Here is a 17,733-nt window from a genome sequence, read left to right as displayed (position 1 = left end):
ACCTGAGAAGGTTGCCTACTGGCGCCATTTGAGATGGCTCGCGAGATTGCGGGGGCCATATCAAATGGCTGTGCCGAATTCATTAGCGCAAACCGTAGTAGCTGTCGCCCGCAGGGACAGCGGCATGCGCCGATGAATAGCCCGGGCATGCTTCGTTAATAAACGGGGCATTGCACGGGTTCACGTTCTGGGACCCCTGAACTTAAGGAGCATAACCATGGCAACAGCCAAGAAAGCCGTCAAGAAAGCGGTGAAGAAAGTCGCAGCCAAGAAGGCCCCGGCTAAGAAAGCCCCGGCCAAAAAGGCCGTAAAGAAAGTCGCAGTGAAAAAAGTCGCGGCAAAGAAAGTCGCAGCCAAGAGACCGGCTGCGAAAAAAGCCGTGAAGAAAGTCGTTGCGAAAAAAGCGGCCAAGAAAGCCGTCAAAAAAGTCGTTGCTAAAAAAGCAGTCAAGAAAGCCGTCAAAAAAGCCGTCGCTAAAAAAGCAGTAGCCAAAAAGGCCGTTGCTAAAAGAGCACCGGCCAAGAAAGCGGTAGCCAAGAAAGCCGTTGCTAAGAAGGCCGTTGCCAAAAAAGCACCGGCCAAAAAAGCAGCAGCCAAGAAAGCGGTTGCTAAAAAGGCCGTTGCTAAAAAGGCAGTTGCTAAAAAAGCACCCGCCAAGAAAGCAGTAGCCAAGAAAGCAGTAGCCAAGAAAGCAGTTGCTAAAAAAGCCGTTGCCAAAAAAGCACCGGCCAAAAAAGCGGCTGCCAAGAAGCCTGCTGCCAAACCGTCCGCTGCTGCGGCGCAAGGCGCAAAAACCACTGTGAATCCCGCCGCGTCGTGGCCCTTCCCGACGGGTGGCCGTCCGTAATACGGGCGGAGTCGTTCACTGCAGTACCCTCAAAGCCGCCCGGCTTCGGCCTGGCGGCTTTTTGCGTTGCCTGTCGCGATACGCACGCCATGATCATGTGGTCATGCGACAATTAAAATCATTCTCTTTGGCGACTGTTCACACATGCTCGGCGATATTCTCCGCTTTCTGTTCGAAATCACCTTTACGCTGTTTGGCGCCGCGCTGATTGCCCGCGCCTGGATCCACGCCGTACGGCTACACCCCTTTAATCCGCTGGCACGAGGTATCTATCAGTTCACCAACTGGCTGATCCTGCCCATCCGCAAGCTCATCCCCTCTGGCAACGCCATCGACTGGCCCAGCTTGGTAGGGGCGTGGCTCACTGCCCTGCTCTATTTGATCTTGATGTGGCTGGTTTCTATGGGTGCGCTGATCCCGGCCGCGATGCTGCCCGCCGCATTGGGAACATCACTGTTGATGGTGGTCAAGTGGGCACTGAACCTGATCATCTGGCTGACCCTGCTACAAGCGGTGCTGTCATGGATCAGTCCCTTGTCGCCCTTGATGCCCCTGTTGCAGACGCTGACCGCCCCCATGCTGGAGCCCATTCGCCGCATTTTGCCCCGGCGCTCGGCCATCGATTTTTCACCGCTGGTGTTGTTGATTCTGGCGCAAATCGTATTAATGATGCTGTCTCGCCTGACCTTCAGCTTGCTGGGTATCTAATCCCAATGCTAAACGCCCATCCGAGGATGGGCGTTTAAGGGTACCTGCCGCTGTCGGTTATCCGTGATCAGGGCGAAGCGGACGGATCAATCCTGGCCGCTTCACACCTGACTGAACGCGAACAACGCAAATCAATAGGGCGTCACGCGAGTGGGGCCGGCGCCACTGATCACCTGCACGCGCTGACCCACGCTGATCGGCACATCGGCTTCTTGGGCGACCACGCGGGTTTCGCCGTTATCCAGATGCACGGTGATCTCCAGGCCAGAAGCCCGAGCGGCACGGTTTTCGACAGCATTACCTGCCAACGCGCCTAGCAGAGCGCCCCCCACCGTCGCCAGTGCACGGCCCGTACCGCCGCCGACTGCGTTGCCGGCTACGCCACCTAGCGCGCCACCCGCAATCATGCCGACGCCACTGGACTTGGATTCTTCGATGGTGATGGGGCGTACGCTGGTCACCGTGCCATTGCGCACGATCTGCTCGCGTTGCGCCTGATCGTAGTTATACACAGAGCTGGAAGCGCTGTGATTGGCACATCCGCCCAACACAGCCATCGACGTGACAACGGCAGCCACCGCCAGCCAACGGCCAGTACGAGGCGCGAGAACAGAAGTGGATAAATTTTGGCTCATGTGGACTCCTTGGTCGGTAACCACGATTCTATGTTACGGATAATACTCCGGCCCGGACAAGAAAAAATGGGCACGAAACACCATGCAACTTTTTTAACCTAGGCTGGCAGGCCAATACCGTACGCTGCCCGCAGCTGGGCATCAATCTCGCCTCGGCTGGGCGCGTGATTCTGAGGGCCACGCGAGGCGATCTTGATAGATCCCATCACGTTTGCCAAGCGACAACTGTCCAACCAGCTCCAACCTTGGGTTAAACCATACAACAAACCCGCGCGATGCGAGTCGCCGCAACCTGTCGGATCGACCACCGCAGCGGCCTGCACGGGAGGCACCTGCATCGTAGCCCCGTCCGTCAACAGCGTCGACCCTTCGGCGCCACGGGTGACGACCACGGCCTGCAATTGCGAAGCAATCTGCGCCATACTGCGGCCAGTCCGCTGCTCGACAATGCCGGCCTCGTAATCGTTGACCGTCAACACTTGAGCCAAGCCCAGCATACGATCCAGATCGGCCCCGTCAAACAAAGGCATCGCCTGGCCCAAATCAAAAACGAACGGAATGCCTGCGGCATGCAGACGCTCGGCATGTGCGAACATGCCGGCCTTGGAGTCGGGCGCCACAATCGCCCAGGCGGCCGTGGCTCCCGTCAGATCGTTTTGGGCCGACAGCTCCATCGCCCCGGGATGAAAAGCCGCGATCTGGTTGTCATCCAGATCGGTCGTGATGAAACACTGCGCAGTGAAAGTACCGGGCATGACGCGCAAACGCGACGTGTCGATCTGCAGCGTGCGAAAGCGCTCGAGATAGTCCGTCGCATCTTCGCCCACGGTGGCCACCGGCACCGGCTGGCCACCCAACAATTTCAGGTTGTAGGCGATATTGCCCGCGCAACCGCCAAACTCCTTGCGCATCTTGGGGACGAGGAACGACACGCTAAGCGACTGGATACGATCGGGCAGCATGTGCTCTTTAAAACGCCCCTCGAAAACCGCAATGGTATCGAACGCCATCGAACCACACACCAGAACAGAAGCCGTCATGCCTGTCATCCTTCAGGGAAAAAACTTATGGAGTTGAAAGCCGTTGACATGTGCGCCGGCTATTTCGATAGGAACCGCAATATTCAGCTCGGCGCCGGGTTCAAAGGGCCGATCGGCCTGATCCGCGGGCAAATAGTCCGAGGGTAGCAAGACCTTGCGTATCACCACGGTATCGGAAAGATCGGACAGGTCCAGTCGCAGCGCAGGCCACTGCTGCGGCTGATCATACTGATTACGTAGCGACGCACGCAGCACCAGCACGCTGCGGCCATTCTCCGGAGCACCCGCCCGGCCCCGCGGCGGCTGCAATGACGAAGACGTGATCGCGATATCTTTGATGCGTCGGGGATAACCGATTTTGCAGCCCAACGGCTCGCAAAGGCGCTCGAGCGTGGGGCGTAGCTCAGGCGACATACCGGCGATGGCCGAGCGGTAGACAAAAATCAACTGAGCGGCCAGCACCAGCAACCCGATGACACACGCGTAACCCCACAAGCTACGCAAGAAGGAGCGACGCGCCTGGTGATCCGGGTCCAGAAACTCGGGAGGCGTGCGGCCGACATCGGTCTCGCCGTGATAGCGCGTGCGCGCCTCACCCAGAATAACGGGAGTATTCTCGTCGCGATCTTCGTGATCACGGGCGTGGTAGCTGACGCGCGCGTGCTCATCGTCGTCGGCGCCGACGGCGTCACAATGATCGTCGGCATCGCGATGATCGGCATCCGCGTCATCGCCAACGTAGCGCTCGCCAACGTAGCGCTCGCCAACGTAGCGCTCGCCAACGTAGCGCTCGTCGACGTAATGCTTGTCGACGTAATGCTTGTCGACGTCGTGTTCGTCCAGGTCGTGTTCGCCTCGGCCGTGTTCATCTTCGGCGTCGTCCGGTTCGTCGACGGCGCGCGTGTCAGCGGCGGCACTCGGGCCGCTGCCGGGATGCGTCGTGCGGGCCGTGACATAGGGATCATCCGCCTCAAGCTCATCGCTATCGTCTTGCTCGATCGTCTCACCCAGGTAGGGATCTTGCCTGGCGATGTGAGATCGCCCTCGCAGTACGGCCGGCGACGCCGACGCGGCGGGCGCGGCAATAAACGGCTCGGACGGAGGGCCGGAGGGCGCCGTCAGGACAACGGGCGTCTCGAGAATATCGGGATCCTTCGATACCAGGAGAGACTCGGGGATAGCGGGCTCTCCGGATACCTGGAAAGGCTTGGGGGTATCGGGTCCTCTGGATGCCTGGAGAGACTCCGGGATAGGAGGGGCCTTGGATACCTGGGGGGTCTCGGGCAAGACGGAAGGAGTCGAATCCGCTGGCGCAACGTCTGTGCTTTCGAGACGCTCGGGAATCTGTGCGACCAGGCAAGCGCGACCGTCGAACACGGTCGCGCACTCTCCACAGCGCACCAAACCATTACGTACCCGCAATTGATCAGGCACGACCTTGAATGTAATGCTGCATTGCGGGCAGCGAGTGGTCATGGCCATGAAGCTCTCCCCGATTGGTGGTGCCTCAGGCCTTGCGCCCGTGCAGACAAACCCAGCCATCCCGGGATTGCCATACCGACATCGTCAACCAGGGCGCATACGCCGCGGCGACTTCTTCGGCCTGGCGTTCCAGCACGCCTGACAACACCAATTGGCCGCCCGGCGCCACACGTCCCGCCAGCATGGGAGCCAACACTTTGAGGGGGTTAGACAAAATATTGGCCACAACGACTTGATAAGCCCCATCGTTCAAGCCATCGGGCAGCAACGCCTGTAACTGTACCTGATTGATCTGGGCGTTGTCGGCTGTCGATTGCACCGCCTGGGGATCAATATCGACCGCATCCGTCGGGCCCGCACCTAATTTACGGGCCGCAATGGCCAAAATGCCCGAACCACAACCATAGTCGAGCACCGTCGCTCCTGCCGGCAACTCGGCCTCTAGCCAGGCCAGGCACAAGTGCGTGGTGGGATGGCTGCCGGTACCAAAGGCCAAGCCGGGGTCCAATTCGATATGGATGGCGTCGTCGGCAAGCGTCTCGGCGGCCGAAACAGCCGGATCGTCACGGTGCCAGCTAGGCACGATCCAGATACGCTCGCCGATGTGAATCGGGCCGAACTGCGACTGCGTCAGCCGCACCCAGTCGGCATCGGGCACCTCGCGCAGCGACCAACCGCCCAACTGAATGGGATCCAGCCCCGCCTCGGCGGTAGCTTGCTCGTAGATCTGGGCCGGATCGGCGCCATCGGGCAGCAACGCGACCACGCGATTGCGATCCCAGGCCTGCACGTCGGGCTCGGTGCCGGGCTCGCCAAACAAGGGACGCTCGGCGTCGGTGCCCAAGTCGGCATCCTCGACGGACACGGACAAGACGCCGGCTTCGAGCAGTGCCTCGGAGAGTGCCTCGGCCTGCGCCTCAAGGCAATGAAGGACGAGTTCACGCATGACGATGTATTCCGGCAAAAGCGGGCCCGAAGGCCCGCCTGGCATCAAGGGCGCTGGGCCAGCTTGTGCTCAAGATAATGAATGCTGGTGCCGCCTTCGATAAAGCGGGCGTCCTGCAATAATTCGCGATGCAGAGGAATGTTGGTGGAAATGCCTTCCACCACCATTTCAGACAGCGCGGTACGCATACGCGCCAGCGCCTGTTCGCGCGTATCGCCATACGTGATGACCTTGGCGATCATGGAGTCGTAGTTAGGCGGTACGAAATAGCCGTTGAACACGTGCGAATCAATGCGCACCCCAGGGCCACCCGGCGTATGCCAGTTGGTGATACGGCCCGGGCTGGGAACGAAGCGGAACGGGTCTTCGGCGTTGATACGACATTCGATGGAGTGGCCCTTGAATGCGATATCACGCTGACGCAGCAGGAATTTTTCGCCCGCGGCAATCAAAATCTGCTGCTGTACCAGGTCGATCCCGGTGATGAACTCGGTCACTGGGTGTTCGACCTGAATACGCGTGTTCATTTCGATGAAATAGAACTCACCGTTTTCGTACAGGAACTCGAACGTACCCGCGCCCCGGTAGCCCATCTTGCGGCAGGCGTCGGCGCAACGATCGCCGATACGCTCGATCAAGCGGCGGGCAATGCCGGGCGCCGGAGCTTCTTCGATGACCTTTTGGTGGCGGCGCTGCATGGAGCAGTCACGCTCGCCCAGCCAGACCGCATTGCGACCGCCGTCGGCCAGCACCTGGATCTCTACGTGGCGAGGATTCTCGAGGAATTTCTCCATGTAGACTTCGGGATTGTTGAACGCCGCGCCGGCTTCGGAACGAGTCATCGCCACGGCATTGAGCAGGGCGGCCTCGGTATAGACCACGCGCATCCCACGGCCACCACCACCACCGGCGGCCTTGATGATCACCGGATAGCCGACGTCGCGCGCCGCGCTCAGGATTTCCTGGGGATCGTCGGACAACGCACCTTCGGAACCGGGCACGACCGGCACACCGGCCTCGATCATGGAGCGCTTGGCGCTGACCTTGTCGCCCATCAAACGGATGGTGTCCGGACGCGGTCCGATGAATACAAAGCCGCTTTTCTCGACACGCTCGGCAAAATCGGCGTTTTCGGACAGGAACCCATAGCCCGGATGGATGGCTTCGGAGTCAGTGACCTCAGCTGCCGAGATAATGGCCGGCATGCTCAGGTAGCTTTCGCGCGAGGGGGCCGGCCCGATACATACGGACTCATCGGCCAGGCGTACGTATTTGGCGTCGCGGTCGGCCTCGGAGTGCACGACCACCGTCTTGATGCCGAGCTCGCGACAAGCGCGTTGAATACGCAGCGCAATCTCGCCACGGTTGGCGATCAGGATTTTTTCAAACATATGCGCAATTAGCCAATGACAAACAGCGGTTGACCGTATTCGACGGGCTCGCCGTTTTCGACGAGGATCTCTTTAATGACGCCGGACTTGTCGGCCTCAATCTCGTTGAGCAGCTTCATGGCTTCGATAATGCACAGCGGATCGCCTTCTTTGACGGACTGGCCGACATCGATGAAAGGCCCGGCACCAGGATTGGGCGCACGATAGAAGGTACCGACCATGGGCGCCTTGACGACGTGACCTTGCAACACCGGGGCCGCCTCGGCGGCCGGCGCGGCACTGGCGGGCGCGGCCGGGGCAGGCGCCGCGGCACCCGCCTCGGGAGCGTGGTAAGCCACCGGTTGCAGCGTCTGCGAGAACTTGACGATACGAACCTTGCCTTCGCCTTCGGTGATTTCAAGCTCGGCGATGCCTGATTCCGCCACCAGGTCGATCAGGGTCTTGAGTTTTCGGAGATCCATAGAAGCTGCTTCCCGATTAATGTTGTCAGCGCGTCTTCATCAAAGTCGCGCTGCATCGTATGTGTATATGAGATAAGTGAAAATACTGAGACTGCGATGCCGCATCAAGACTAGCGAATGCAACGTTGACTAGTGCCGTGCCGCATAACGCACTGCCGCCTCGTAGCCATCAACGCCCAGGCCGCTGATCATGCCCACAGCCAGATCGGACAGGTAAGAATGCTGCCGGAATGACTCGCGTTTATACAGGTTCGACAAATGTACTTCAATAAAAGGAATTGCAACCGCTGCCAAGGCGTCCCGCAAGGCGACGCTGGTATGCGTGTAAGCCCCCGCATTGATGACGATAAAGTCGGTGCCATCCTGGCGGGCCGCCTGAACACGGTCGACCAATGCGCCTTCGTGATTGCTTTGCCATGCGGTCAGTCCCGCACCCAATTGCGCGGCCAGCGCTTCCAGCCCCTGATTGATCTCAGTCAGCGTCAGACTGCCGTAAATATGGGGTTCGCGTGAACCCAGCAGGTTCAGGTTGGGGCCATGCAATACCAGGATGTGTTGCGCCATAAGGATCGCGCCAGAGACTAGCCGAAATGTCGGCAAAACTATCGATAAACCGCCTTTTTACGCCTATCCGCACTATTTGTCCAACAATCATCATAAAGTAACGCATGAAGATGGACCGGGAAATGCGCAATCAAGCAGCGGCAAGTGTACTCAATGTACGGTCAAGATCGTCGAATTGTATCTGACCTAGTATTTTACGGTTAACACCGCCATTTGCGTCGAAAATCAAGGTAAATGGCAGCCCCCCGGCCGGGTTACCCAGCGTGCGTAAAGTATCTATCGCACCCGGCCCCATGACCAGCAGTGGGTAGGACACTGGCACTTTTTGCAGAAATTGCCGCATGTTTTCGACTTTATCGACGCCAATGCCGACAAATTGGATGCCGGCGTATTTTTCTTGCAAAGCCTGCAGTTCGGGCATCTCTTTCACGCAAGGTGCGCACCAGGTTGCCCAAAAATTGACCACCATCGGGCGCCCCTGCCACTGAGCCAGGGTATGTGGCTTGCCCTCCAGATCCGGCAAGGACAGGGCACGCAAGGCGGCCACCGGATCCGCGGCACCAGGCTCGGCGGGCGGCGGATGGCCCCATTCACGATAGGCAAAGCCACCGGCGGCCATGGCAGCGACGGCCGCGCCTGCGTAGAGAAATAGACGACGGTTCATGGCCCGATCATAACCGCAGACGACGACACATACCGGCCTGCCTCTACAATGCGCGCAGGAGAATATTCATGCATCTGCACATCCTTGGTATTTGCGGCACATTCATGGGGGGACTTGCGCTCATTGCGCGGGCCGCCGGGCATCGCGTCACAGGTTGCGACACGGCAGTTTATCCGCCCATGAGCACCCAGTTGGCCGAGCAAGGCATCGAACTGATTGAGGGCTATGGCGCAGACCAGATGGCGCTCGCTCCCGACCTGTACGTGATCGGCAATGTCGTCACCCGTGGCAACCCGCTGATGGAAGCCATTCTTAACGCAGGTGCGCCCTATGTCTCGGGGCCACAATGGCTTGGCGACCATATTCTGCCCGGCGCCCACGTGCTTGCGGTCGCCGGCACGCACGGCAAAACCACCACCAGCGCGATGCTGGCCTGGGTCCTCGAGGCCACCGGCCAACGGCCGAACTTCCTGATTGGCGGCGTGGCGCACGACCTCAAGGTCTCGGCGCGCTACGACCCGGCGGTACGTCCTTTTGTGATTGAGGCCGATGAGTACGACACGGCGTTCTTCGACAAGCGTTCGAAATTCGTGCATTACCGTCCGCGCACCGCTATCTTGAATAATCTGGAATACGATCACGCAGACATCTTCCCCGATCTGGCGGCGATCGAAACGCAGTTTCATCATTTGGTGCGTACTATTCCCAGCCTGGGCCGCGTCATCGTGCCCACCGGCAGTGAAGCCCTGGATCGTGTGATCGCACGCGGATGCTGGTCGGAGACCATGAGTTTTGGCGCCGATGGCGCCTGGCAAGCCGGCCCGGTGGACGCGCAAGGCGCCTTTGAAGTGCTGCGTGATGGGCAGCCGCTCGGCACGGTACGATGGTCGCTCGGCGGAGAACACAATCGTCTGAACGCCCTGGCGGCGCTGGCCGCGGCCGAGCATGCCGGCGTCAGCCCCATCGATGGCATCAACGCGCTCAGCCGGTTTGGCGGCGTCAAACGACGCATGGAGTTACGCGGCACCATCCATGACATCAAGGTCTACGATGATTTCGCCCACCATCCCACGGCGATCGAGACCACGCTGGAGGGCTTACGCCGACAAGTCGGCCAGGCACGCATCCTGGCGGTCTTGGAACCCCGTTCGAACACAATGAAGCTCGGCGCCATGGCCGCACGCCTGCCCGAGTCGCTGCGCCTGGCCGACCAGGTATTCTGCTTTGGCGCGCGCAGCGGCAAGCACGCGTTGGGCTGGAACCCTGACGAGGTCCTTGCTCCCTTGGGCGAGCGAGCGAGCAGCTACGACGACCTGGACGCGCTAGTCCGCGCCGTCGTCCAGGCGGCCCGCCCCGGCGATAACGTGCTGGTCATGAGCAACGGTGGCTTTGGCGGGGTGCATGGCAAGCTGCTCGATGCGCTGGCCCGGCAAAACGGCGCCCCTGTCCCGGACGCAAACGTATCATGATCCTGTACCTGCACGGCTTTCGCTCCTCGCCTGACTCGTTCAAAGCACGCCTGATGGCCCAGACCCTGGCCGAGCGCGGCTTGGCAAGCGAACGCGACTGGCAATGCCCCCAATTGCCCGCCAGCCCCAAGGCGGCGATGGCGCTGGCGATGAGCCTGGCGCATCGTCAATTAGCAACGGCGACGTCCCCCCGCGCCCTGACCGTTATTGGGTCATCGTTGGGGGGCTACTATGCCACGTGGCTCGCCGAGCAATTAGACTGCAAGGCCGTGCTGCTCAATCCTGCCGTTCACGCCCCGCGCGATTTGGCCACACAGGTGGGCCAGCACCGCATGTATCATTCCGACGCGCCATTCGAGTTCCGGGCGGAGTATGTGGATGAGCTGGCCGCCGCGCAGGTGGCCGCCATCACTCGGCCCGAACGCTATTTCCTGATCGCGGCCACAGGCGACGAAGTCCTGGACTGGCGCGAAATGCGTGACTGTTACACGGGCTGCCGTCAGCGGATTGTGCCGGGTAGCGACCATGGGTTGTCGGACTTTGCGCAGTGGCTGCCCGAGGTGCTGGATTTCGCTCAAACGGATTCAAACTCAATTAATTAGCCCCCCACTCTGGCGGGCCTGCGCGACTATCGCGCCCTCGATGGACTGATTATGTACGTGTTTTACGAAGAAGACGGCGGCTTCAAGGCTGGCAATATCATGTCGGAAACCGACGCCAGCCTGCAGGTGGAGTCGGAATCTGGCAAGCGCAGCAAGCTCAAGCGCGCCAACGTCCTGTTTACGTTTTCCGATCCCGCGCCCAGCGCTCTGCTCAACCAAGCCGCAGAGGACGCCGAGGCCCTGGACCTGCAGTTTCTGTGGGAATGCGCGCCACAGGAAGACTTCGACTCGGCCACACTCGCCGCCGACTATTTCGGTCATGCCCCCAGCGCGGTCGAACGCGCGGCTCTGCTGATGCGCCTGCACGGCGCACCGGCCTATTTTCATCGACGCGGTAAAGGCACCTATCGCCCTGCCCCGCCCGATATCCTGGCGGCCGCCCTGGCCGCGCTGGAAAAGAAGCAGAAGCAGGCCGAACAGCAGCAACATTGGGTGGACGAAATGGCCGAGGGCCGCCTGCCCGAGGAAATCGCCCAGATTGCCGAAACGCTGCTGATCCGGCCGGACAAGAACAGCATGCCCTGGAAGGCGTTGGACGCAGCATGCGCCCGCCTGCACAAGAGCCCCGACCGGCTGCTGCTCGAACTGGGCGCCTGGCCGCATGCACTGGCATTGCACAAGCGCCGCTTTCTGGCCACGCACTTTCCTCGCGGCACGGGCTTCCCGCAGACTCCCGTCCCGCCCCTGGACCGCGAACTGCCGTTGGCCGATGCAGAAATTTACTCGGTGGACGACATCACTACCACGGAGATTGATGACGCTCTATCCGTCACGTCATTGCCCGACGGACGCGTTCGAGTCGGCATTCACGTGGCGGTCCCCGGGCTGAGTGTCACGCGCGACAGCGATCTGGACAAGCTGGCCCGCGCCCGCCTGTCCACGGTGTACATGCCTGGCGAGAAAATCCCGATGCAACCAGACAATGTCATCCAGGCGTTTTCGCTGGACGCGGGGCGCGAAGTCCCCGCCCTGTCCCTGTATGTCACGGCCGACCCCGCCACGGGTGAAATCTTTGAGTCCGACACGCGTATTGAACGTGTCGTACTGCGGGCCAATCTACGCCACAACGAACTGGACGGCCAGATAACCGAGGCCGCCCTGAGCGATCCCGATACACCGCTGCCCTATGGGCACTGGCTGCGCCCGCTCTGGCAATTGGCCATGTCCTTGTCGGCACGGCGCGACGAGGTGCGCGGCAAGCCCGAGAACAATTCTCGAGTGGAATACAGCTTTTATCTGGACGGCAATCCGGATAATCCGGACACGCCCGTACGCCTGGTTCCCCGCCAACGCAATGCGCCGCTAGACCGCCTTGTGGCCGAATACATGATTCTGGCCAACAACCTGTGGGGCGGCTTGCTGCATCAACATGGCGTGCCGGGCATTTATCGCTCGCAACAGGCGGGCCGCGTACGCATGAGCACCCAGGCGCTGCCTCACGAAGCAATCGGCGTGCCCCAATATATCTGGAGCACCTCGCCACTACGACGCTATGTCGATCTGGTCAATCAATGGCAACTGATTGCCGCGGTGGACAATGGCGTGTCGGCGCGGTTGGTTGCGCCCTACAAGCCGCGCGACGCTGATCTCTTTGCCATCATCGGCGCATTCGATGCTCAGTACGCCGCCTGGAACGAATTCCAGAACAGCATGGAGCGCTACTGGTGCCTGCGCTGGCTGCAGCAACAGGGCATCACGCGCGTTGTAGGCCACGTGTTGCGAGACGATCTGGTTCGCTTAAGCAACGCACCGTTGGTGACTCGCGTGGGCGGACTGCCGGAACTGGAGCGCGGCGCCGCCGTCGAGCTGGATATTCTGGGCTTTGACGAATTGGCGCTGGAGCTCGATTGCCGGTACGTCGGACTGGTTAACGCAACGGACTCATAATCTGTCTCGGCCCGGTTATAGCCGCATTCCTGCGTGCACAACCGGGGCTCCACTGGATAGCGGATCACCACGAACCTGCGTCCAGACGTCTAAAATGCGCGTGTGCAACATTCTGCTGATTTTCACTCGACGCCAGGCGGGTGGCTGCACTGGTTAAGTGCGCCCGCCCAGCACTATTTACGGATCGGTCTGGCGATCTCGCTACTTCTGCACGCCGGCGCGCTGGCGTGGCGCCTGAGCGCGCCCTCGCCCACTCAAATCTCCGTGCCGGCGCCGCTGGAAATCACACTCGTCAATGCCCACACCAAAACGGCCCCTGTCCAGGCGCAAGTCATTGCGCAAAGCCAGGTAGACGGTGGCGGGAATGCGGATCAAGGCGTCGCCGCCACACCGCTACCGCGTACGGGAGAGGCCTCCGAGACGCTGGTGTTACAGGCCATGCGCCGCCGCCAAGCGCAACTCGAGGCCGAACAAATGCGGCTGCTCACGCAGTTGCAGGCACAGTTCCAGGTGGGAGCAGAACGCCAGGCCGTCTATCCCTGGCGCGACGCGACCGTTCAGGGCGAAGACGTGCACGAGCAACCTGGCATCGTCCAGAATGCCCAGATCGCCACACTGGCCAGCCGTATCCAGTCGTATAACGCACAACCACGCAAAACCTTCGTGGCCCCGTCCGCGCAGGCGTCGCACTATGCCGCCTACCTGGACGCCTGGCGCGCGCGCATCGAAGCCACCGGCACCCAGCATTACCCACAGCAGGCAAGCGGCCGTCTGTACGGCTCGCTGCAGATCACCGTCTCGATCCACGCAGATGGTCGCGTGGCGGATGTCGAGATCGACCGACCCTCCGAACATGCCGTCCTGAACCGTGCTGCACGACGCATTGTGCAACTGGCGGCACCCTTTCCGCCCCTGCCTGACGACATCGCGAGCGACACCGACATCCTGGTCATCACCCGCACCTGGCATTTCGTCAACGACTCCCTAAAAACCGAGGCGCCATGACTTCGTCCAGCCCACTGCCCCGCTACGCCGTCATCGGCAACCCCGTGGCGCACAGCCGCTCACCGCAGATTCACGCTCTGTTCTCGACACAGACCGGCAAACCCCTGCAATACGAGCCTCTGCTCGCGCCCCTCGATGGATTCGCGGCCACGGTACAAGCCTTTCGCGACCAGGGCGGCCTGGGTCTGAACGTGACCGTGCCGTTTAAAGCCCAGGCCTTTGAACTGGCCCGCGGCCATTTAAGCGAACGCGCCCGCCTAGCCGGGGCCGTCAACACGCTATGGCTACAAGACGGCGCCTGGCATGGCTGCAATACCGATGGCGTCGGCCTGGTGAGCGACCTGCTGCGACTGGGCGTGACGCTGATCGGCGCGCGCGTCTTGCTTGTAGGTGCGGGCGGCGCGGCACGCGGCGTGCTGCAACCTCTCGCTGAAGCAGGCTGCGCCCAACTCCACATCGTCAACCGTAGTCCCGAGCGTGCCCACGATCTGGCGGCCATTTGGGTAGCCGCTCCCACGACGACCCGCACGCGCGTGACGGCAGGCTCGCTGGCCGAAGCCGGCACCCTCGGCGGCTGGAACCTCGTCATCAACGCCACCGCCAGCAGCCTGCAAGGTGCCGCCCCGGACTTGCCCTCGCGCCTGTACGCCCCCGATGCTCTCGCCTACGACATGATGTATGCCGCCGCGCCAACGGCGTTCATGCGACAGGCCACGGCCGATGGCGCTACCCGCAGCGCGGACGGCCTGGGAATGCTGGTGGGCCAGGCGGCGGAAAGCTTCCTGATCTGGCACGGGGTACGCCCCGACGCCGCAGCGGTGTTGACCACACTGCGCGCCGCGCTGCTGGCCAAGGGCTGACCCGGATGGCCACGCGCAACTCGACGGTACGCCGGATTCGCTGGGGCCGGGTCATCGGCGCCACCCTGATGGCACTGCTGTGCTTCGTGATCATCTACCAGTTGTGGATGTTCTGCCAGGTCGTCTGGTATGCCTATCGCGACCCGGGCAGCAGTTCAATCATGCGCCAAGAACTCTCACGCCTGCGCGAAACCAACCCGCATGCCGAACTCCAGTATGAATGGACCCCCTACGACAAGATCAGTTCCTCCCTCAAACGCGCCGTCATCGCCTCGGAAGACGCCAAGTTCACCGAGCACGATGGCGTCGAATGGGATGCCATTCGCAAAGCATGGGAATACAATCAGCACCAGGCCGAAGAAGGCCGCAGCAAAATGCGCGGCGGCTCGACCATCACCCAGCAACTGGCCAAAAATCTATTCCTGTCGGGTTCACGCAGCTACGCACGCAAAGGGCAGGAGCTCGTGCTGACCTACATGATCGAACACGTCATGCCTAAACAGCGCATTCTCGAGCTCTATCTGAATGTCGCCGAGTGGGGTGAAGGCGTCTTTGGGGCCGAGGCGGCGGCACGTCACTACTACAAAGCCCACGCCAATGGCCTGAGTGCCTCGCAAGCGGCCCGCCTGGCGGCCATGCTGCCCAACCCCCGTTATTATGACAAGCACCGCAACACTCGCTACCTGAATTCGCGTACCGCCACCCTGACCCGTCGCATGCGACAAGTTGACATTCCTTAACCGCACGAAAGCCCCATCTCGCCACATCGATGCAAAACATCGTCGATGTCGCGAGCGATTTTGGTAAGCTTTCATGTTTTACGCGCATACCAACGCGACTCACTCTTACATGCGTACAGCCCGCCGCTATCTGGCCCGCGAAATCTATCGCTCTTGTGCAGTGGTGCTACTGGCCCTGCTGGGACTGTTCACGTTCTTCGCGCTGGTCGATGATCTGGACAACGTAGGCGACAAATTCAGCATGCTCGCCCTGCTTTATATGCAGGCGCTCGCCTTGCCTACCCGCCTCTACGACCTGCTACCCATCGGGCTGCTCATCGGTGCCGTCCTGGCGCTCGCCGGGCTGGCGCAGCGCAACGAACTTGTCATTCTCCGTGTTTCAGGCGTCAGCGGGCTACGGCTATTGTGCATGCTGTGGATCATCACCGTGCCTCTCGTCATCGGCGCCACCCTGCTATCAGAGTTCGTCACTCCCGCAGCCGAAATCAAAAGCGGCGAGGCCAGCCTGATGTTTCGCGGCAAAGCCAGTGGCTCGCGCATGGACAGCGGCTACTGGTTCAAAGAACCAATGCGCGACGGCGGCACCCGCATCATCAACATCAGCAAACTCCTCGCCAACGGCAACGTCGAGGGCGTAACCCTGTACGAATTCAAGCCCGGCCTGGCGCTCACCAGCCTGTCGACCGCCACCACCGGCACGTTTAGCAACGATCAACTCGTACTGAAAGACGTCACCGAAACCCGTCTCGACGATGCGGCCGCGCAAGCACTGGCCAACGCCAGACCCCCTGCCTCCGCACCCGCCCAAGTCACCAAAATCCCCCAGCGCGAACTTGACACCACACTCAGCGCGGACCGCCTGCTGGCACGCGTACTCACCCCCGAGCGTATGTCTTTGAGCACTCTGCTCGACTACATCGCCTACCTGAATTACAACCAGCTCGACGCCAGCCGCCAGGTCGTCGCGCTGTGGCGCAAGGTCGCCTATCCGTTCACATTACTTGTCATGATCACCATCGCCGCACCCATCGGCTTTATGCAAACACGCCGCGGCGGCGTAGGCGCCAAGGTGTTCGTCGGCATCTTGCTGGGCGTCGGCTTCTTCATGCTCAATCAATTAGCGCTGAACGTCGGTATGCTCAGCCAATGGCCTCCCTGGTTTACCGCGTTGGGACCCAACGTAGGAGCCGTGCTACTGGCACTGGGAGCCCTCAGTCTGATGGAATATCGCCACGCGACGACTCGCTTTATACAGACGCGCTGGCCTTGGAGAAAAACCCCGGCATGAAAGCAGGCGGCAGTATATGGATGATCGGCGACGTACAGGGTTGTTGCGCGCCATTGGAGCAATTGCTTTCCCACCCAGACCTCAGTGACGACCCCAACGCCCGTTTCTGGTTTGCCGGCGATCTAGTCAATCGCGGGCCAGAGTCTCTCGCCAGCCTGCGACGCATCATCGCGCTGGGCGATCGGGCCACCTCCATCCTGGGCAACCACGACCTGCACCTGCTGGCCGCCGCCGCTGATGTACGCAAGCCTTCCAAATCCGACACCATCGATGACATCCTGAACGCCCCCGATGCCGACGACCTGATCAATTGGTTGCGCCATCTCCCTCTGGCTCACTTCGAACATGACCACCTGATGGTCCATGCTGGCGTCCTGCCCAAATGGAGCGTGACCAAAACACTCTCCCTCGCCAACGAAGTCCAGGAAATGCTGCGCGGCCCGAATTGGAAAAAAGCGCTACAAAAAATGTACGGCAACGAGCCGACACAATGGAAGAACGGCTACAAAGGCGGCAAACGCCTGCGCGTCATCATCAACGCACTGACCCGCATGCGCTTGTGCACGCCCCAAGGGCAAATGGAATTCAACACCAAAGTCGCCCCCGGCGCTTGGCCACCCGGCCTGGTACCCTGGTTTGACGTAAAAGGCCGCCAGACCCAAGACGTCACCGTCGTCTTCGGCCATTGGTCCACGCTCGGCCTACTCATACGCCCCGACGTCATCTGCCTCGACACCGGCTGCGTCTGGGGCGGCGAACTCACCGCCATGCGGTTGCAAGATCAGAAGCTCGTCCAAATCAAGTGTGCGCAGTTTCAGGATCCGTTGGCAGATAAGTAGCGGTAGCTACAGGTGTTGCTGCTTTGCGGCGGAGTGGTCGTTTGCTGAATTGAGGTTTTCGTTCTTAAGGCGTCCCCGTCAGGCTCGGCAATAGGTGCCATCGGCGTCTTTGAGCGCGGGGTAGTCCCGCGCAGCGGGACCTCGGCCCCTGGTACGGGCCGAGCCCGCGCGATGACGCCGATGGCACCTATTGCCGAGCCTGACGGGGACTCGCATTAAAGAAATGCCTCAGCCGTTAGTCGTCA

Annotated in this window: 18 protein-coding genes; 10 read left to right on the top strand and 8 right to left on the bottom strand. The window is 61.0% G+C overall.

The features are described 5' to 3' along the window. Positions 1 to 217: 217 nt before the first annotated feature. Positions 218 to 847 (top strand): histone H1-like DNA-binding protein, encoded by a 630-nt coding sequence (locus ACYVDM_RS03370; protein WP_415792216.1) that lies wholly within the window; start codon positions 218 to 220, stop codon positions 845 to 847. Positions 848 to 991: 144 nt separating this feature from the next. After that, entirely contained in the window at positions 992 to 1,555 is a 564-nt protein-coding gene (locus ACYVDM_RS03365) for a YggT family protein (protein WP_415792217.1), read from the top strand. Between the two features lie 131 nt (positions 1,556 to 1,686). Here the strand turns inward: ACYVDM_RS03365 and ACYVDM_RS03360 are convergent, their stop codons facing one another. The 8 genes from ACYVDM_RS03360 to ACYVDM_RS03325 all read right to left on the bottom strand — a co-directional run bounded on the left by ACYVDM_RS03360 (position 1,687) and on the right by ACYVDM_RS03325 (position 8,738). Further along, the gene (locus ACYVDM_RS03360; RefSeq protein ID WP_415792218.1) at positions 1,687 to 2,190 is read right to left on the bottom strand and encodes an outer membrane lipoprotein; all 504 of its coding nucleotides are present in this window, start codon (positions 2,188 to 2,190) and stop codon (positions 1,687 to 1,689) included. Between the two features lie 98 nt (positions 2,191 to 2,288). Next, positions 2,289 to 3,230 carry a carbohydrate kinase family protein gene (locus tag ACYVDM_RS03355; RefSeq protein ID WP_415792219.1) on the bottom strand — a complete coding sequence of 314 codons (942 nt, stop codon included), beginning with the start codon at positions 3,228 to 3,230 and terminating at the stop codon, positions 2,289 to 2,291. Positions 3,231 to 3,242: 12 nt separating this feature from the next. Continuing rightward, positions 3,243 to 4,712 carry a DUF3426 domain-containing protein gene (locus ACYVDM_RS03350; RefSeq protein ID WP_460475309.1) on the bottom strand — a complete coding sequence of 490 codons (1,470 nt, stop codon included), beginning with the start codon at positions 4,710 to 4,712 and terminating at the stop codon, positions 3,243 to 3,245. A gap of 25 nt (positions 4,713 to 4,737) precedes the next feature. After that, positions 4,738 to 5,658, bottom strand: coding sequence for a 50S ribosomal protein L11 methyltransferase (gene prmA, locus ACYVDM_RS03345; protein WP_415792220.1), 921 nt, complete (start codon positions 5,656 to 5,658; stop codon positions 4,738 to 4,740). A 44-nt stretch (positions 5,659 to 5,702) separates the two neighbouring features. Continuing rightward, positions 5,703 to 7,049 carry an acetyl-CoA carboxylase biotin carboxylase subunit gene (gene accC, locus ACYVDM_RS03340; protein ID WP_415792221.1) on the bottom strand — a complete coding sequence of 449 codons (1,347 nt, stop codon included), beginning with the start codon at positions 7,047 to 7,049 and terminating at the stop codon, positions 5,703 to 5,705. A gap of 8 nt (positions 7,050 to 7,057) precedes the next feature. Beyond that, positions 7,058 to 7,510 carry an acetyl-CoA carboxylase biotin carboxyl carrier protein gene (gene accB / locus ACYVDM_RS03335; protein WP_415792222.1) on the bottom strand — a complete coding sequence of 151 codons (453 nt, stop codon included), beginning with the start codon at positions 7,508 to 7,510 and terminating at the stop codon, positions 7,058 to 7,060. Between the two features lie 129 nt (positions 7,511 to 7,639). Continuing rightward, the gene (gene aroQ / locus ACYVDM_RS03330) at positions 7,640 to 8,074 is read right to left on the bottom strand and encodes a type II 3-dehydroquinate dehydratase (protein ID WP_415792223.1); all 435 of its coding nucleotides are present in this window, start codon (positions 8,072 to 8,074) and stop codon (positions 7,640 to 7,642) included. A gap of 130 nt (positions 8,075 to 8,204) precedes the next feature. Further along, positions 8,205 to 8,738: a TlpA family protein disulfide reductase gene (locus ACYVDM_RS03325; RefSeq protein WP_415792224.1), complete on the bottom strand. Its 534-nt coding sequence runs from the start codon at positions 8,736 to 8,738 to the stop codon at positions 8,205 to 8,207. Positions 8,739 to 8,806: 68 nt separating this feature from the next. Here ACYVDM_RS03325 and mpl point away from each other — a divergent pair, with 68 nt between their 5' ends. The 8 genes from mpl to ACYVDM_RS03285 all read left to right on the top strand — a co-directional run bounded on the left by mpl (position 8,807) and on the right by ACYVDM_RS03285 (position 17,488). Beyond that, complete coding sequence (gene mpl / locus ACYVDM_RS03320) at positions 8,807 to 10,207, top strand: UDP-N-acetylmuramate:L-alanyl-gamma-D-glutamyl-meso-diaminopimelate ligase (protein ID WP_415792226.1); 1,401 nt, start codon at positions 8,807 to 8,809, stop codon at positions 10,205 to 10,207. Next, a complete protein-coding gene (locus ACYVDM_RS03315) occupies positions 10,204 to 10,809 on the top strand; it encodes a YqiA/YcfP family alpha/beta fold hydrolase (RefSeq protein ID WP_415792227.1) in 606 nt (201 codons plus the stop codon). Before mpl ends, ACYVDM_RS03315 begins: the two co-directional genes overlap by 4 nt. A 51-nt stretch (positions 10,810 to 10,860) precedes the next feature. Continuing rightward, entirely contained in the window at positions 10,861 to 12,756 is a 1,896-nt protein-coding gene (locus ACYVDM_RS03310) for a ribonuclease catalytic domain-containing protein (RefSeq protein ID WP_415792228.1), read from the top strand. 102 nt (positions 12,757 to 12,858) lie between these two features. Beyond that, positions 12,859 to 13,761, top strand: a complete 903-nt coding sequence (locus ACYVDM_RS03305; RefSeq protein ID WP_415792229.1) for an energy transducer TonB — start codon at positions 12,859 to 12,861, stop codon at positions 13,759 to 13,761. Next, positions 13,758 to 14,621, top strand: a complete 864-nt coding sequence (gene aroE / locus ACYVDM_RS03300; RefSeq protein WP_415792230.1) for a shikimate dehydrogenase — start codon at positions 13,758 to 13,760, stop codon at positions 14,619 to 14,621. Before ACYVDM_RS03305 ends, aroE begins: the two co-directional genes overlap by 4 nt. Before the next feature lie 5 nt (positions 14,622 to 14,626). Next, a complete protein-coding gene (mtgA, locus tag ACYVDM_RS03295; protein ID WP_415792231.1) occupies positions 14,627 to 15,361 on the top strand; it encodes a monofunctional biosynthetic peptidoglycan transglycosylase in 735 nt (244 codons plus the stop codon). Between the two features lie 109 nt (positions 15,362 to 15,470). Beyond that, positions 15,471 to 16,649, top strand: coding sequence for an LPS export ABC transporter permease LptG (gene lptG, locus ACYVDM_RS03290; RefSeq protein WP_415792304.1), 1,179 nt, complete (start codon positions 15,471 to 15,473; stop codon positions 16,647 to 16,649). Beyond that, positions 16,646 to 17,488 (top strand): symmetrical bis(5'-nucleosyl)-tetraphosphatase, encoded by an 843-nt coding sequence (locus tag ACYVDM_RS03285; RefSeq protein ID WP_415792232.1) that lies wholly within the window; start codon positions 16,646 to 16,648, stop codon positions 17,486 to 17,488. The genes lptG and ACYVDM_RS03285 overlap by 4 nt, the downstream gene beginning before the upstream one ends. Positions 17,489 to 17,733: the final 245 nt, after the last annotated feature.

It is taken from the genome of Bordetella tumulicola (assembly GCF_054779135.1).
The sequence above is the reverse complement of the archived record's forward strand: the minus strand, read 5'-3'. Positions and strand labels throughout refer to the sequence as shown.

Excerpts from the sequence above, each read along its gene's own strand:
- mpl (WP_415792226.1), top strand. The coding sequence starts at position 8,807 with ATGCATCTGCACATCCTTGGTATTTGCGGCACATTCATGGGGGGACTT.
- lptG (WP_415792304.1), top strand. The coding sequence starts at position 15,471 with ATGCGTACAGCCCGCCGCTATCTGGCCCGCGAAATCTATCGCTCTTGT.
- ACYVDM_RS03325 (WP_415792224.1), bottom strand. The coding sequence starts at position 8,738 with ATGAACCGTCGTCTATTTCTCTACGCAGGCGCGGCCGTCGCTGCCATG.
- accC (WP_415792221.1), bottom strand. The coding sequence starts at position 7,049 with ATGTTTGAAAAAATCCTGATCGCCAACCGTGGCGAGATTGCGCTGCGT.
- ACYVDM_RS03360 (WP_415792218.1), bottom strand. The coding sequence starts at position 2,190 with ATGAGCCAAAATTTATCCACTTCTGTTCTCGCGCCTCGTACTGGCCGT.
- prmA (WP_415792220.1), bottom strand. The coding sequence starts at position 5,658 with ATGCGTGAACTCGTCCTTCATTGCCTTGAGGCGCAGGCCGAGGCACTC.
- accB (WP_415792222.1), bottom strand. The coding sequence starts at position 7,510 with ATGGATCTCCGAAAACTCAAGACCCTGATCGACCTGGTGGCGGAATCA.
- ACYVDM_RS03315 (WP_415792227.1), top strand. The coding sequence starts at position 10,204 with ATGATCCTGTACCTGCACGGCTTTCGCTCCTCGCCTGACTCGTTCAAA.
- ACYVDM_RS03350 (WP_460475309.1), bottom strand. The coding sequence starts at position 4,712 with ATGGCCATGACCACTCGCTGCCCGCAATGCAGCATTACATTCAAGGTC.
- aroQ (WP_415792223.1), bottom strand. The coding sequence starts at position 8,074 with ATGGCGCAACACATCCTGGTATTGCATGGCCCCAACCTGAACCTGCTG.
- mtgA (WP_415792231.1), top strand. The coding sequence starts at position 14,627 with ATGGCCACGCGCAACTCGACGGTACGCCGGATTCGCTGGGGCCGGGTC.
- ACYVDM_RS03365 (WP_415792217.1), top strand. The coding sequence starts at position 992 with ATGCTCGGCGATATTCTCCGCTTTCTGTTCGAAATCACCTTTACGCTG.
- aroE (WP_415792230.1), top strand. The coding sequence starts at position 13,758 with ATGACTTCGTCCAGCCCACTGCCCCGCTACGCCGTCATCGGCAACCCC.
- ACYVDM_RS03355 (WP_415792219.1), bottom strand. The coding sequence starts at position 3,230 with ATGACGGCTTCTGTTCTGGTGTGTGGTTCGATGGCGTTCGATACCATT.
- ACYVDM_RS03310 (WP_415792228.1), top strand. The coding sequence starts at position 10,861 with ATGTACGTGTTTTACGAAGAAGACGGCGGCTTCAAGGCTGGCAATATC.
- ACYVDM_RS03370 (WP_415792216.1), top strand. The coding sequence starts at position 218 with ATGGCAACAGCCAAGAAAGCCGTCAAGAAAGCGGTGAAGAAAGTCGCA.
- ACYVDM_RS03285 (WP_415792232.1), top strand. The coding sequence starts at position 16,646 with ATGAAAGCAGGCGGCAGTATATGGATGATCGGCGACGTACAGGGTTGT.